Here is a 15,376-nt window from a genome sequence, read left to right as displayed (position 1 = left end):
CGCTCAGGGGGCCATGCCGGCCAGACGCGAGGCGGCCTGCTCGATCACGTCGACGCGCTTGCAGGCGGCGAAACGCACCAGCGCGGCATAGTCTGCGCGGTGCTCGGGGGTGACGAACGCGGTCACGGGGATCCCCACGACCCCTGCGCGCCGGGGCAGCTCGCGGCAGAACTCATCGGCGTCGGTCGCGCCGAGCGGACCGGCGTCGGCGACGGTGAAGTAGGACCCACGCGGCACGGACACATCGAACCCCGCGGCGCGAAGGCCGGCGCCGAGCATGTCGCGGCCGTGCTCGAGATCGCGCGCGATGTGCGCGAAGAACTCATCGGGCAGTCGCAGCCCGACGGCGATCGCAGGCTGGAAGGGCGAGCCGTTGACATACGTGAGGTACTGCTTGACGGTCATGACGGCGGTCACGAGCTCTTCCGGGCCGCTCAGCCAGCCGATCTTCCACCCCGTCGTGCGGAACGTCTTGCCCGCCGATGAGATCGTCAGCGTGCGCTCCGCCGCTCCGGGAATCGTCGCGATCGGAACGTGCGGCTCACCGAAGGTGAGGTGCTCGTAGACCTCGTCGGTGACGATCACGGCATCGTGCCGATGGGCGAGGGCCACGATGCGCTCGCGCACCTCCGAGCTGAAGACCGCACCGGTGGGGTTGTGCGGATCGTTCACGAGGATGATTCGCGTGCGATCGCTCACGACGGCCTCGAGCGCGTCGAGATCGGGCTGGAAATCGGGCCAGCGCAGGGGGACCGTCACTAATCGCGCCCCGGCGAGAGCGACACACGCGGCGTACGAGTCGTAGAAGGGCTCGAAGACGACGACCTCGTCCTCCGGCGAGTCGATGAGGGCGAGCAGTGTCGAGGCGAGCGCTTCGGTGGCACCGGCGGTGACGAGCACCTCCCGCTCGGGGTCGAGGGTCACGCCGTAGAAGCGCTCCTGGTGCTCGGCGATCGCCTGCAGGAGATCCGGGATGCCGCGGCCCGGCGGATACTGGTTCGCTCCGCCCGCGATGGCCGAGCGCGCAGCCTCGAGCACCTCGGCGGGCCCGTCCTCGTCGGGAAAGCCCTGCCCGAGGTTGAGGGCGCCGGTGCTCGTGGCGAGGCCGCTCATCTCGGCGAAGATCGTCGTGGCGACCGATCCGTCGGGCCGGAGAAGTCCCGCGCCCGCCGCCGTCCGACGCCAGGCGCCTGTGATCTCACTCATGTGTGGCACCTTCCGCCCGCTTCGGAGGCCGGGCCGCTCAAGGCTAGGGCAACGTCATCGCATAGCCGAAATGGGGTGTCGTCATAAGCAACACACAGGATCCGGGAGGATGGTGAAAGGGCTTTGGACGAAGGAGCACCGATGAGTGACACGCAGGGCGTCCGCCCCGACCACGACGGCGAGCAGCCGCAGGGCACCGCCGCCCCCCACCCGCATCCGCAGACGGAGATCCCGGCGCAGGCTGCGCCGGTGCCGCCGCGGCCACCGATGCCCGCGTATCCCGCGGGCTACCACCCGGGCGCCGGCGCCCCCTCACACGGGGCCTCGTTCGGTCCGGCGGCATCCCCTTACGGAGCGCACGCCACCCAGCCCACGCTTCCGCTGGGCGGCGCGTCCGCCGGTGGCCCGACCTTCGGCTCGAGCACCGCCACGGCCGAACGACCCGCCAAGAAGAAGTCGGCCGCGGGCAAGGTGACCGGTCTGATCGTCGCGGCCGCCCTGGTCGGCGGCGCGGCCGGCCTCGGTACGGCGTACGCCGGCACCCAGCTGTGGGGCCAGCCCGCGACCACCGTCGTGGCCGGCGGTGGCACGGTCACCGTGAACAATCCGGAGAGCGTGACGGCCACCACCGCGATCGCCGCCAAGGTCCTGCCGAGCGTCGTGACCATCGAGGTCTCGGCCGGAGGCTCGGGAGGCAGCGGCTCGGGTGTCGTCCTCAGCGAGGACGGCTACGTCGTCACCAACACCCACGTCGTCACGCTCGATGGCGGAACGGGCACCCCCGAGATCCGGGTGACGACCTCAGACGGTCGCATCTACGACGCCGAGATCGTCGGCACGGATCCCACGTACGACCTCGCGGTCATCCGGCTCGTCGATGCCGAGGGGCTCACGCCGATCGAGTTCGCGGACTCGTCCGAGCTCAACGTGGGCGATCAGAGCGTAGCGATCGGAGCGCCCCTCGGGCTTGCGAACACCGTCACGACGGGCATCATCAGCGCCCTGAACCGCAGCATCGAGATCGCCTCGTCGGCGGCTCCGGAGTCCGGCGGCGACGATGAGGGGGATGGTGAGGAGGACCAGGAGCAGGACCAGGGTCCGTTCCAGTTCGACATCCCCGGTCAGGAGCAGCAGTCCATGGCGAGCGAGACGATCAAGATCGCCGTCATCCAGACGGACGCCGCGATCAACCCCGGCAACTCGGGCGGCGCGCTCGTCGACGGCGAGGGGCGTCTGATCGGCATCAACGTCGCGATCGCGACGGCCGGCTCGTCGAGCGAGTCGGGGTCGATCGGCGTGGGATTCTCGATCCCCTCGAATGTCGTGGAGCGCATCACCGACGAGATCATCGCCGACGGTGAAGCGACTCACGGCCTGCTGGGTGCCACCGTTCTCGCCGCGAGTGCGGTGGAGGGAGCGACGATCTCGGGCGCGTACATCGACTCGGTCACGCCCGGCGGCGCGGCCGAGGACGGCGGACTCGCCGCGGACGACATCGTGACCGCGTTCAACGGGGTTCCGATCACCGATTCGGTCGATCTCACGGCGCAGGTGCGTGCGGCCGCCGCGGGCAGCGAGGCGACCGTGACCTACGTGCGTGACGGCGAGACCCTCGAGACCACGGTCACCCTGGGGTCGCTGCAGTAGGCCCGCGACGAACGTCGGATGCCCCCGGGACCTCCAGCCCGGGGGCATCCGCATGCCTGACGGAGGGTGTGCCCCCGCTAGGCTCGTGCGGGGAGGCATGATCGTGGCGTCGTTCTCGTTCGGCGCGGGCAACGCGGCTCAGCTGCTGCGGATCCCCGCCTACGTCCTCGGCGCTCTGGCCGTGCGGGTGATTCCGCGCTCGCGCGACCAGTGGGTGTTCGGCTGCGGTGCCGGGGTGACCGACGGAGCGCTCGCGCTCTGGAGGCAGGTCACGGCCGACGGCCGCCCGGCCCTCTGGCTGACGGGATCGCCGCGCGACGACGCCGATGCGCGCGCACTCGGCATCACTTTCGCGCGCAAGAGCTCCCTCCGCGGGTTCTGGCGCACCGCGCGCGCGCGGGTCGTCGTCGTCACGCACGGCTTCGGCGACGCCAACAGGTACGCCGTTGCGGGTGCCTTCACCGTGCAGCTGTGGCACGGCATCCCCCTCAAGCGCATCGGTCTGGACTCTCCCGAGACGCTGCGCAGCAGCATCCTGCCGCGCTCGCGCGTCGTGCGCGCGCTGCTTCGGCTGATGTACACGAGGGCGACGCGGCGCATCGATCTGCTGCCGGCGGCGTCGCACCTGGTCCGGGGGCGGCTCGAGTCGGCCTTCGCCCTGCCCGACGAGCGTGTGCCCGTGACGGGCGAGCCCCGCACCGACGTCCTCACGGCGGGCGGGGTGGAGCCGAGCGCAGATCGTGCGCGCGCGAGGATCGTGGATGCTGTCGGGCCGCTGCCCACGCCCGGGTCGCGCGTCGTGCTCTACGCGCCGACGTGGCGCGACGGAGATCCGGACCCCGCGGTGCCGACGGGGCAGGAGTGGGATGCGCTTCTCGCGGTGCTCGACGCGTGCGACGCGGTGCTGCTCGTGCGCTCGCACCCGCTGGGTGCGGGGGACTACACCCCGCCGCGCGATTCTGCGCGCGTGCGTGCCTTCGGCAGCGACCTGGTCCGAGATGCGACACCGGCCCTGCCCGGCCTGGATGCGCTGATCACGGACTACTCCTCGATGGCGTTCGACGCGGCGCTCGTCGCGCTTCCCGTGCTGTACTTCGCGCCCGATGCGGAGGTGTACGCGCGGCGTCGCGGGTTCTACGGGCGGTACGAGGATGTGGCGGGGCCGGACCTCGCGCGCACATGGGCCGAGGCGACGGTGCAGCTGGCGACGCTTCTGAGGGATCCCGCCGAACAGGAGCGGCGATCCGCGCTGTCGCGCGCTCTGAGCCTGCGCGTGCACGCCTTCCGCGACGGTGGCAGCACGCGGCGGGTGTACCGTGCGATTGTGGAACGGGCGGGTCTGCCCGCAGCCACGATGGGTGCCGGGCGTGCGGACGCGGGCGCGGAGGGGACCACGGCATGACGACGGCTCAGCTGAGGTGCGCGGAAGCGCCCGAGCTCACCATCACGGGAGAGGGCGAGCGCCCCGAGGCTCTGTGGCTCGAAGGCCCCCGCGCGCGCGTGGATGCGACCCTGACGGGACGCGGTCGCACGTGGCGGGCACGCGTACCCCTCACCGCGGCGAGGTGGGGCGGCGCGCGGCTGCCGCTGCCCTCCGGAGCGTACGAGGTGCGTGCGCGATGGGCCGGTCGGGATGCCGAGGCGGTGGTTTCGGACTCCGTGCCGCTCACCGTGGGCACGGCATTGCGGGCGCAGCTCGACGGCGAGGCGGGCCGACTGGCCGTGGGCCCCCCGGTGGACCCTGTCTACGACTCCGGTGAGGGGCAGGATGCGCTCGAGCGCCGTTACGCGGCCGGAGCCGGTCCGCTCGAGAACGCGGTCTTCTTCGAGAGCTTCTACGGACGCAGCGCGAGCTGCAATCCGCTCGCGATCGACCGTGAACTCGCGCGCGTCGCGCCTGAGGTGACGCGCTACTGGAGTGTGGTCGACCTGTCGGTGGAGGTGCCGCCGGGAGCCGTACCCGTGGTGGAGGCGAGCCCGGAGTGGTGGCGTGCGCGGGGTCAGGCGCGCCTGCTGGTGGTCAACGACTGGCTGCGTCGCCGTTTCTCGCGGCGGCCGGGGCAGCGGGTGCTGCAGACATGGCACGGCACGCCGCTCAAGCGGCTGGCGCTGCACCGGCCCGGTTTCGATCCGCGTCGCATGATCGCGGTCGTGCGCGAGGGACGCCGCTGGGACGTGCTGCTGGCGGCGAACCCCTATGCGGCGAACATCCTGCGCAAGGCCTACGCGTTCCTGACACGTCCCATCTGGGTGGAGGGGTATCCGCGCAACGATGTGCTCGTCACCGGCGACGGTGCGGACATCCGACGGGCGCTGGGCATCCGAGCGGACGAACGGGTGCTGCTCTACGCCCCGACCTGGCGGGACGATCGAGCGCTGATGGTCGACTTCGTCGATCCGGCGACCCTCGCCCGCGATGCGGATGCCGTGGTGCTCGTGCGCGGTCATTCCCGCACGCTGATCCCGGGACGCGACGTCGATGGGCCGAGGGTGATCGACGTCACGGGTTATCCCGACATCTCTCGATTGCTCCTGGTCGCCGACGCGCTCATCACGGACTACTCCTCGGTGATGTTCGACTTCGCGGTCACCGGCAAGCCGATGTACTTCCTCGTGCCGGATCTCGAGCACTATCGGGGCGAGCTCCGCGGCTTCTACTTCGATCTCGTCGAGCGTGCGCCGGGGCCCGTCGTGCGCACGCAGGACGAGCTCGCGGCGGCGCTCGGCGACAGCGATCTGCCCGGGCTGTTCGGAGCCCGCTACACGGCGTGGCAGCGTGCGTTCACGGCACGCGAGGACGGCCGCGCAGCCGAGCGCGTCGTCGCGCGTCTGCTCGATCAGGGATTCATCGGCCGAGACTGATCCGCTGCCGGCCGTGCGGGCTACGGCAGGGGGGTGTTGCGCTCGCTCAGGCGCGAGGTGTCGACGGTGTCGCGCGCCCCGCGCGCGAGCCCGCGCACGAATCCGGCTCCCCACGCGAGATGCATCGTCGGCAGCACGGCGAGCGTCCAGACCTTGTCTCGCCACCCGCGGCCTCCGCCGCGACCGGCCGCGACACCCGCAACGAGTGCCGTGTACGCGGCGACGGGCAGGTAGAGGACGGATGCTGCCATCGAGGCCGCACCCGTCACGATCCGGGTCGCCTGCAGCACGGCGAGCACGGCTGCCGTGCCCGCCGAGAGGACGAGGGCCGGCGGCGCGAAGAAGCGGAGCGAATTGCGTCGTCCGTAGCGGCGGACGAGTTCGCCGCGCCACGTGCCGGTGGCGAAGAACTGACGGGCCAGCCGCGGCCAGCTCTCGCGGGGCCAGTAGGTGACGGAGAGGCCGGGATCGAACCACACGCGGTATCCGGCGCTGCGGATGCGGAGGTTGAGCTCCCAGTCCTCGCCGCGGCGGATCGATTCGTCGAAGAGACCGACCTCGTCGAGGACGGCGCGGCGCATGACCCCGAGGTAGGCCGATTCGGCCTCGCCCTCGCGGGTGCCGCCGTGGTACGCGCCGCCGCCGAGGCCGATGGGGGAGTTGTAGGCGCGGGCGACGGCGCGCTGGAAGGGTGAGCGGCCGTCGGCGCGCATGACGCCCCCGACGTTGGCGGCGCGCGTGCGCGCGAGCGTCGCGAGGGCGAGTCGCGTGTAATCGGGGGCCAGCTCCGAATGCGCGTCGACGCGCACGATCGTCGGTAGCGTGCTCGCACGGATCGCGGCGTTCAGACCCACCGGGATGTCGGCGGCCGGGTTGTGCACGAGGAGGATGCGGTCATCCGCGGCGGCGAGGCGTTCGGCCAGTGCGGTCGTTCCATCGCTCGAAGGGCCCAGCGCGAGTACGAGCTCGGTCGGTCCGTCGACGACCTGTTCGAGGACGGTGCGCACCGCGCGCTCGAGGTAGGCACGCTCGTTGAGCACGGGCATGATGAACGACACGCCCGAGCCGGCCGCCACGGTGGGGGCGTCCCGGCGTGCGATCGCGCGTCGTCCGGGATCATCCACCTGCACCCGTCGATCATGTCACGGGCGCGCGATGTGAGCCTGGGTAGGCTTGCCGGGTGGGAATCGTGTCGGATGCGCGCAAGGCGAGGGCGCTGCTGGTGAAGGCGCTCGCCACCCGCGCGTCCGTGCGCAGCGTCCGCAAGACCCTGGCGGCGCTGCCTCCGCATGCGCCCGAGCACTATCGCGTCGCGGTGTACTTCGCGGACGGCGATGTGAACATGTACCAGATGCGCCAGTGGTACAAGCCGCTGGCCGAGTTGGCCCGCATCTGGCCGGTGGTCGTGCTCGCCCGTTCCGCCACCGGCGCGCGTGCCCTCCTCGCAGACGGCGCACTTCCGGTGGCTTTCGTGCCCACGGTGCGTGATCTCGAGCGCTACGTGCACACGCAGGACATCCGCGTGGTGCTCTACGTCAACCAGAACACCCGCAACTTCCAGATGTTCCGCTACGGCCGACGGTGGCACGTGTTCATCAACCACGGCGAGTCCGACAAGATGTACATGACGACCAACCAGTACAAGGCGTACGACGTGGCGTTCATCGCGGGCGCCGCGGCCCGCGAGCGCCTCGACCGCGTGCTGTGGGATTACGACCTCGACAAGCGGGCGATCGAGATCGGCAGGCCCCAGGCCGATCACTACTCGGGTGCGCTCCCGTACACGCCCGACGAGCGCACCGTCGTGCTCTACGCCCCGACATGGGAGGGCGACCGCCCCTCGGCGCACTACGGCTCCATCCTCACCCACGGCGAGGCGCTCGTCGATGCGCTGCTGACGACCGGACGTCATCGCGTGATCTACCGACCGCATCCCCGCAGCGGGGTCATCGATCCCGCGTACGGTGCCGCGAATCAACGCATCATCGCGGCGCTCGGCCGGGCCAATGCGGCGGACACCACGGCCGAGCACGTCTTCGACGACGGGCCCGACCTCGGCTGGCAGCTGGCCGCCGCGGACGTCGCCGTCGTCGACATCTCGGCGATGGTCTACGACCGGCTGGCGGCGGGCAAGCCGCTGATGATCACGCGCCCGGCCGATCCCGAGGCCCTCGTCGACACGAACGGCTACCTCTCGGCGTGCGAGTGGCTGGACGCCGCGGACGCGGGCGGGATCGTCGCCGAGGTCGAGCGGGTGCGCGGCGACGCCGCGGCGATCGAACGGCTGGGTACGTGGGTGCAGCACTACTTCGGTGAGACGGCGCCGGGGGCCGCGACGGCGAAGTTCCACGCCGCGATCCAGGGCCTCATGGACGACTGGGAGCGATGGCACGCCCGCACACTCACCCGGGCCGATCGATGATGCGTCCGATGGCGGAACGCGGGATGGATGTCCACGTCGGTCGGTTGCGTGCCTCGTAGATGACCTCGTAGACGGCCTTGTCGAGCTCCAAGGCGTTCAGGAGGTCCGCCACGTCCGCAAGGTCCACGTCGGCCGCCCCCGCGTAGCCGCGCAGGAACGCGGCACGCGCCGCGGCGACCCAGTCGGTCACCGCATCGACGGAGTGATCAGGCCGGTCAAGACGTATCGACCCGCCGACGTAGTCGAACGAGCGCAGCATCCCGGCCACGTCCCGCAGCGCGAGGTCGGGACGCGTGCGCTCGGCCATCGGTCGCAGCGGCTCGCCCTCGAAATCCAGCAGCACCCAGCCGCGCCCGGGGACGAGGATGACCTGTCCCAGGTGGTAGTCGCCGTGCACGCGCTGGAGGGCGGGCCAGGGATGCTGCAGTGCACGGTCGTAGACGGCCTCGATCTCGGCACGTCGGGCGGCGATGCCGGGGACTTCCGAGACGGCGGTCACGAGCCGCCTGTCCCAGACGGCACGAACGGCCGCCCGGTCCTGCTCCGAGGCCTCGTGCGGCGGGAACAGGCCGGCCAGCAGCAGGTGGACCTCGGCGGTCGCGACACCGAGCTGCTCCGCGCGCTCGGTGAAGTCCTCGCCGGACGACGCGGCGCGCAGGGCGACCCGCCACGCATCCTCCACGCCGGGCAGGAACTCCTGCGCGAACGCGAGAGAACCCGCCTGCTCGCCTCGGCCCATCGGATCCGGCCAGGACCCCCCGATCGACCCGATCGCGGGGGGCACATGCTCGGAGCCGGCCGCGGCGAGCGCGGTCTGCAGCTCGATGTCGGGGTTGCGTCCGCCGTGCAGCTGACGGAACACCTTGCAGATGATCGGTGCCGCCGCGCCCTCTTCTGCCGGGCGGTACACGATCGAGGTGTTGGACTGCTCACCCGCGAGCACCGCGGAGCGCATCGCGGTGAGCGGCGCGCCCGCGCCTGCGGGAAAGCCCTGGGCGCGGGCTCCGCTTCCGACCGCCTCGGTCCCGGTGGTGATGAGGGCGAGAAGCGCGTTCGCGTAGGCGGGATCGTGCGGCCCGTCGATCAGGGTCGTGCCCGGTTCCGGATCGCCGATGACGTGCGCGGCATCGGCCTCGACGTCAGCGGTCGCCCGCGCCACGACCGGCACCTGGTAGAGCACGATGGGCAGCGCGGACTCATCGACGACGAGGTAGGTGCGCACCACGACGCCGGGGGAGGGCGAGGGCAGGTCCCACGAGCCGATGATCGCGAGATGCGGAGCACGGCCCTTGCCGGCATACCATCGCTGCCGCGGCATCCACGCCGCCAGGCACGAAATCGTGCTGTCCATAGGGCGAGCGTATTCTCGACCCCCGGCAGTGTCGAGATGCGCCGGACGGGTTGACTTCACGGCGCAGATGCGCTCATGACCGCGCACAGGACGGCGTATGCCACCTCGCGGCCGGTGACGTCGGAGTGGTCTCCGATGTACCGATCGGCGCGGAGCGAGGTCACCCGTCCCGCGGCGAGAGCATAGGTTGCGCCCACGTCGCCGAGGTCCGCGGTCGTGGCGCCGGGCGTCTTCAGCGCGCCGTTGCGACCGATTCCGCCGTAGGGATCCGCGGCGTCGCCGAGCCCGACCCCGATCTGGCGCGCCAGCCGGGAGGCGACCGGGTAGGCGAGCCCGACGGCCTTGTCGTTGACGGTGTGGGTGATGATCACGGGACCGCGGACCTTCTCGGGCACACCGGCGAACGCGCCGTCCGCGCCCGTGTCGTCGTAGGCGCGCGCCATGCCGAAGTGGCTGTATGCGGCCTGCAGCAGAGACAGCGATGCCACCGGAGCCGTGCTCGCGAGAGCAGCCGCGGTGACGGCACGACCGCCGAAGGAGTGCCCCACCAGGTGAATGCGGGCGGCGGGCGCCTCCTCGTGGAGGTGACCGAGCAGGGGAGCGAATCCCCGTGCGCCGACGACGCCGGCCCGCTCCTTCATCGTGTAATAGGTCGTGACGTTCACCAGGCCGCGTCCCGCGCGCAGGATGCTGTCGAACAGTCCCGCGCCCCCGCCGGGGCCGCCCGAATCGAGGGGCGACAGCCCCGCGGGATCGATCACGGCGGCTCCGCCCACCGCTGCCGGTGCGGCCTGTTCCTCCTCCAGCGCGCGTGCCGCGTCGAGGACGTCGGCGGCATCGGCCGTGCGCAGGGCTTCGAACCCGGCCGCGTCCTCGCCCTCCGAGGAATCCGGAAGCGTCGCACGCAGGACATCCACAAAGCGCTTCTGCGCATCGCCCGACGTCTCGAGCTGCGGCACGAGCGCGATCAGCTCGGCCGCGGCATCCTCGTCGTCGACGCGGGCCCGGATGTCGGCGATCAGCGCTTCCTCCTCACCTCCCACTCCGGCGCCCGCGCCGTCGGACTCGGCCGGAGCCCACAGGATCGATGGCCACAGCATCCCGACGACGACGAATCGGCGCGTGGCGGCGCCGTCGACCTGGGGGCGTACGGCGACCAGGGAGTCGATGAATCGCTCGTACAGGGCGCGCGCCTGACCGTGGGTGTTGTTCCAGCCGTGCGAGATCACGATCAGGTCGGTCGGGCGTGTGCGGGCGAGCAGCTCGTCCAGGCGTTCGCGGTCGGCGCCGTCGATTTCGCGGCCCTTCTTGTCGAACGCGACCTCGGCGTAGGGAAGCTTCATGGTGTGCTCGCTCTCAGACGGATTGGATGGCCCGCATCGCATCGACGAGGCCGCGGCCCTGGAACGCGCGTTCGCGACCGAGGTCGCTCGCCGTGTCCATCAGGATGCGCTTGAGTTCGTCGGGTTTGCCGATGAACTCCCTGTGCACCGAGAGGAAGCCGGCCGCTACTCCTGATACATGCGGGGCCGACATCGACGTGCCGGAATCCTCGACGTATGCCGCGTCGGCCACGTGGGCGCGGGCCTTCTCCAACAGGTAGCCGGCGCCCGCGCTGACCACGCGCTCGCCGGGGGCGACAAGATCGGGCTTGAGCCTGCCGTCTCCCGTGGGACCCTTCGAGGAGAAGTACGACACCCCCGACGAGTACGGATTGACGGAGGTCGAGCCGACGGTGATCCCGCGCGCGGCGTTGCCGGGATCGTTGATCGTCATGCCGAACCCGAGCCGCATCTCTCTCCCCGCGGTGTCGCGGGCCGCGCCGTACCCCGTATTGCCGGCCGCGACGACGACGCACACGCCCGAGGCGACGAGTCGATCCACCTCTCGGCACACCGGCGAGAGCCCGGTGGCGAACCAGGACGGATCGAACGGGTAGCCGAGCGAGAGGTTGACGCCGTGGACGTTGAGCTCGCGGCCGCCGTTGTTCAGATCCTGGATGTGTTCGAGTGCGGCGAGCAACGCCGCGACGTCGCCCGTGCGATCGTCGCGCAGGACTTTGCACGAGAGGATCTTCGTGCGCGGTGCCATGCCGCTGATCCGATCCAGCGAGACGCGTTCGACGCCGGCCCCTCCGCCCGCCGTGCGGTACCAGGTCGCCGCGACGATCGGTCTCTTCGCGGTCGCGGTACGGCCTCCCGCGATGATCCCCGTGACGTGGGTGCCGTGTCCGTTGACATCCGTGAGGGCATCGGCGTCGCTCGAACCGGGGACGAAGCTGCGGTGGGCGAGGTTGCCGGGCAGGTCGAAGGTGTCATGGGCGGCGAAGTGCGGATGCTTCGCATCGACCCCGGTGTCGAGCACGGCCCAGACGATGCCCTCGCCGGTGGCGTCGAACGCGCGGATCGCCGCCTCGGCTTTGGTGGTCATCACGGTGCGGTGCACGGCTGCGCGCACCTCGAAGTTGGGCCAGATGCGGTGGATGAAGCGTCGCGGCGCACTGCGCTGATCGTGCCGCGACGAACCGCTCCGTGCGGCGCCGCGGGAGTCGACCTCGGCCAGGCGGCGGATCTCGTCGGCGGTGAGGGCTGACATCAGGTAGGCGCGGGTGTTCCACACGGGGGCGCGGGGGGCGATCATCGTGAGCATCGTCGTCAGCTGCGCGAGAGCGTGGGCCGGCTCCAGGCCGCTGTCGGTGCGCAGTTCGACGATGATGCCGATCGCCTCATCGGGGGGAGCTGAGGCCATCCGCTCGCTGAGGGGGCGCGTGATGACCGAATCGGTGACGAGGGATGCTGTGCGCGGCATTCCGGGCAGCTCGAACGCGGGTCCGCCCGGGCGCCGCGGCGCGGGCTCGCGTCGATCGACCTGACCCGGATCTTCACCCTGCGGCCCCGGTTGCAGGGGATCCGGCAGCAGGTCGTCGTCGGGCTCGAGCCCGGGGAACTCGCGCGGCAGGTCGGGTGGTTCCTGAGAACGCGCCATCGCCCACCCCCTGCCCACACCGCCGGGATCCGAGGGCACAGTACCGCGCGCTGGTCGCGCACGCCAGGGGTGCGCGTGTCAGCTGGGGCGGGCGGCGTCGGTGTCGTCGTTCACGCCGGTGTCGTCGGTCGCGCCGGTGGTGAGTTCCGGGCGTTCGCGTGAGGGTCGCACGCGGCGGGTCGCCTGGGCGACGGAGCCGCCGATGCGGCTGCCCGCAGCGCCGACGGTACGTGCAGAGGCGCCGACGAGTCCTGCAACAGCGCCGCCTGCGCGTCGTACGCCCGTTACGGCGGAGCGTTCGAGCCGCTGCGCGCCGGGCCGGGGTTCGAGATCGCCGGGTAGCGCGGCCGGGGGCACGCCGAACGCGCGCCGGGAGCCGGTGAGGACGCGGCGGCCGAGGATGTGGTTTCCCGCGCCGCCGATGACGGCGCCCACACCGAAGGGCAGCGCCTTGCCCACCCAGGACGCGCCGCCGCGCACCGCGAACTGGTGGATGAAGCTCGTCTTCAGGCGGTCGACGAGAGGGCCGACGGCGGCGCGGGGGAGTGTCTTCGTGACGAGTTCGCCCCAGTACGCGGGACGCGTCACGCCCTTGCCTGCCGCTTGTCCCGCGAGCTGCGACACGAGGTCGACGCCCTCTTTGCCGAGCATGAGGGTCAGGACGAGCGCGCGGGCGCGGTCGGGGTCGTCGACGGCGATGCCGTGGACCTCGGCGACCGACTGCGCGAAGAGGGTCGTGGATTCCAGGAATCCCACCGTTTCGACGCCGGAGAGGGCGAGAGTGACGCCGGTTCCGATGCCGGGCACGACGGCGGTCGCTCCGACGGCGGCTCCGCCGGTGGTGACGGCGGCGAGGTACCGTCGCTCCAGCATCCGCACGATCTCGGTGGTCGTGGCATCGGGATGCCGGAGGCGGATGCTGCGGATATGTGCGACGACGACGGGGCGCTGTATGGCGAGGACGCGATCGAGTGCGCGGATCACCCGCGGGTGCTCCTCGGAGCCCACGGGCGGCAACCCGCCCTCCCACGGTGTGTCGGAGGGAAGTGTGTGGATCCTGTGTACCTTCTCGGCCATCGGGCAGATCCTAATCCTGCTGTCTGGGAGATGGGCTCGGGCGCTGTCGTCCGCCGTGTCGCGTGTCGCGTGTCGCGTCGACTCGCGCGCCGCGCGCCGTGCGCTGCCTCGCCTGGTTGCGTCGACTATCGCTTCCTTCGTCGCTCAGGCGGCCGTGGTGATCGACACGCTTGAGGCGGCGTCCGAATTGTGCTCGGTTTCAGAAGGGTGCGTCCTCTACGTCGGGGATGAATCCGATGGTGACGGGTGGTGGGGTGTCTGTGTAGTGGAGTCCGCCGGGGGATATCCACTCGATCACCCCGCCCGGGTGATGTTTCACCCGCCACGGTGTCTCGCCCTTGAGGGTGTGGTGTCGTCGGCAGAGGGCGCAGAGGTTTCGATGATCGGTTGCTCCGCCGAGGGCGAAATCCTCACCATGATCCATATCGCACCGATGGGTGGGCATGCGGCAGCCCGGGAATCTGCAGTGCGGATCCCTCACCCTCAAATGTCGGGTCAAGTCCGCGGATCTCGTGTACCTGTCGACGGCGAGGACCCCGCCGGTGATCGGATCGGCGAGCACCCGTTCCCATCCCGGAACGGATTTCGCGAGGATCCTCGCGGTGTCGAGGTCGATCGGCGCCCGTCCCACCAGCTCTGCGGGGTCATCGGTCACCCCGGCGAGTGCGAGGGCGGGGACGGTGACGTTGACCGTCGCGCGGATCGACGCGAGCCCACCGTGCCCGTCACCGAGCCCTTCACCGGTCTCGGTGTCGATGCGGTGGGTGAGGACCATCTCCATGAGCACGTCGGCACGCACCTGATCCAGGGTCCGAGAATCCACGATGCCGCCACCCGCGCCACCCGCGCCGCCCGCGCCGCCCGCGGCAGCCGCGTCAGCCGCAGGCTCGCCAGTCCCAGCTGCGCTCGCAGCCGCCGCGTCCGCGGTTTCGGCGGCGTGTGCGGTGTTGAGGACGTCGCGGGCGATGTGGGTGATCATGTCGTGGATGCCGTGCACCGGCACCGCCGGGCCTCGGAGGAGGAGTTCGGTCATCCCGTCTTCGACGTCCCGCACCCACACCCCGCCGCTCTTGCGCGCGACCTGATGCCGCTCCGCGAACGTCGTCGGCTGCACCTGCTCCACGAGCCTCGCGAGCTGCGGTCCGAGCCGCCCGGGCGTGGTGGACGCGGCCCGCTCCAACGCCTCAACCTCGAACGAGGCGCGCACCTCCGGGTCGGTGAGTTTCACCCCGTGTTCCACGATCGCCCGCACATGCCCGACCGACACGACACCCGCGGCCAGCGCCTCAAACGACGCCGCGAACCGGTTCACGAGGGTGTGGGCGTCGTTCATCCGCCGCTGTACCGACCGGTCGGGTTGCCGCGCACACGCCCCCAGCTCCGCAGCCAGTGCCCGCAAGGGTAGTTCGGCTTCGCGACCGGCGGAGCGGGGGATCTCCGCCACCCGCTCCAAACCCACCGCCTGCGCCTCAGCCAGCACCGCCATGACCTCAGCTTCGGCCGAGGCCACCCCTGCCACCGCGGCCGCGTACTTCGCCGCAAGGGCCGCCGCGACAGCATCCACACCGTCGACATCGACGCCATCGACGTTGTCGTCGTGTGCGTCGCCGCCGGTCGGTGTTCTCATATTCGAACTCTACGACAGGTCTCCGACATCGAGAGTCGTATATATGTATCTCTGACGCCCCACGGCAAATTTCTCGAATGAGACTTCTCTCATCTCAAGTCGGCAGCGAGACCCGAGCGCCCTTCGACGAGCTCAGGGCACGTAGCAGCTCAGGGGGCGCAACGGGCATGGCGCGCGAAGACTGGCTCAGGGCGCGCAA

The 15,376-nt window shown here is 71.0% G+C and carries 11 protein-coding genes; 4 read left to right on the top strand and 7 right to left on the bottom strand.

The annotated features are described in order from the left end of the window. Positions 1–3 precede the first annotated feature (3 nt). The gene (locus tag AB2L57_RS12300; protein ID WP_409047220.1) at positions 4–1,206 is read right to left on the bottom strand and encodes an aminotransferase class I/II-fold pyridoxal phosphate-dependent enzyme; all 1,203 of its coding nucleotides are present in this window, start codon (positions 1,204–1,206) and stop codon (positions 4–6) included. Between the two features lie 141 nt (positions 1,207–1,347). Here AB2L57_RS12300 and AB2L57_RS12295 point away from each other — a divergent pair, with 141 nt between their 5' ends. The 3 genes from AB2L57_RS12295 to AB2L57_RS12285 all read left to right on the top strand — a co-directional run bounded on the left by AB2L57_RS12295 (position 1,348) and on the right by AB2L57_RS12285 (position 5,715). Continuing rightward, positions 1,348–2,853, top strand: coding sequence for a trypsin-like peptidase domain-containing protein (locus AB2L57_RS12295; RefSeq protein WP_409047219.1), 1,506 nt, complete (start codon positions 1,348–1,350; stop codon positions 2,851–2,853). A gap of 97 nt (positions 2,854–2,950) precedes the next feature. Then, positions 2,951–4,255, top strand: a complete 1,305-nt coding sequence (locus AB2L57_RS12290) for a CDP-glycerol glycerophosphotransferase family protein (protein WP_409047218.1) — start codon at positions 2,951–2,953, stop codon at positions 4,253–4,255. Then, positions 4,252–5,715, top strand: a complete 1,464-nt coding sequence (locus AB2L57_RS12285) for a CDP-glycerol glycerophosphotransferase family protein (protein ID WP_409047217.1) — start codon at positions 4,252–4,254, stop codon at positions 5,713–5,715. Before AB2L57_RS12290 ends, AB2L57_RS12285 begins: the two co-directional genes overlap by 4 nt. 20 nt (positions 5,716–5,735) lie before the next feature. Here the strand turns inward: AB2L57_RS12285 and AB2L57_RS12280 are convergent, their stop codons facing one another. Beyond that, complete coding sequence (locus tag AB2L57_RS12280; protein WP_409048622.1) at positions 5,736–6,761, bottom strand: glycosyltransferase; 1,026 nt, start codon at positions 6,759–6,761, stop codon at positions 5,736–5,738. 134 nt (positions 6,762–6,895) lie between these two features. Here AB2L57_RS12280 and AB2L57_RS12275 point away from each other — a divergent pair, with 134 nt between their 5' ends. Then, positions 6,896–8,137, top strand: coding sequence for a CDP-glycerol glycerophosphotransferase family protein (locus AB2L57_RS12275; RefSeq protein ID WP_409047216.1), 1,242 nt, complete (start codon positions 6,896–6,898; stop codon positions 8,135–8,137). Here the strand turns inward: AB2L57_RS12275 and AB2L57_RS12270 are convergent. The 5 genes from AB2L57_RS12270 to AB2L57_RS12250 all read right to left on the bottom strand — a co-directional run bounded on the left by AB2L57_RS12270 (position 8,118) and on the right by AB2L57_RS12250 (position 15,177). Next, on the bottom strand, positions 8,118–9,488 hold the full coding sequence (locus tag AB2L57_RS12270) for a maltokinase N-terminal cap-like domain-containing protein (RefSeq protein WP_409047215.1): 1,371 nt from the start codon (positions 9,486–9,488) through the stop codon (positions 8,118–8,120). The genes AB2L57_RS12275 and AB2L57_RS12270 overlap by 20 nt on opposite strands. Before the next feature lie 56 nt (positions 9,489–9,544). Continuing rightward, positions 9,545–10,831 carry an alpha/beta fold hydrolase gene (locus tag AB2L57_RS12265; protein ID WP_409047214.1) on the bottom strand — a complete coding sequence of 429 codons (1,287 nt, stop codon included), beginning with the start codon at positions 10,829–10,831 and terminating at the stop codon, positions 9,545–9,547. A gap of 13 nt (positions 10,832–10,844) precedes the next feature. Further along, positions 10,845–12,473, bottom strand: a complete 1,629-nt coding sequence (locus AB2L57_RS12260; RefSeq protein WP_409047213.1) for a S8 family peptidase — start codon at positions 12,471–12,473, stop codon at positions 10,845–10,847. A 78-nt stretch (positions 12,474–12,551) separates the two neighbouring features. After that, the gene (locus tag AB2L57_RS12255) at positions 12,552–13,550 is read right to left on the bottom strand and encodes a hypothetical protein (RefSeq protein WP_409047212.1); all 999 of its coding nucleotides are present in this window, start codon (positions 13,548–13,550) and stop codon (positions 12,552–12,554) included. Between the two features lie 199 nt (positions 13,551–13,749). After that, on the bottom strand, positions 13,750–15,177 hold the full coding sequence (locus tag AB2L57_RS12250; RefSeq protein ID WP_409047211.1) for a DUF222 domain-containing protein: 1,428 nt from the start codon (positions 15,175–15,177) through the stop codon (positions 13,750–13,752). Positions 15,178–15,376: the final 199 nt, after the last annotated feature.

Source organism: Microbacterium sp. HA-8 (genome assembly GCF_046111165.1).
In the GTDB taxonomy this organism is placed as follows: Bacteria; Actinomycetota; Actinomycetes; order Actinomycetales; family Microbacteriaceae; genus Microbacterium.
This window is presented reverse-complemented; position numbering and strand designations above follow the sequence as displayed.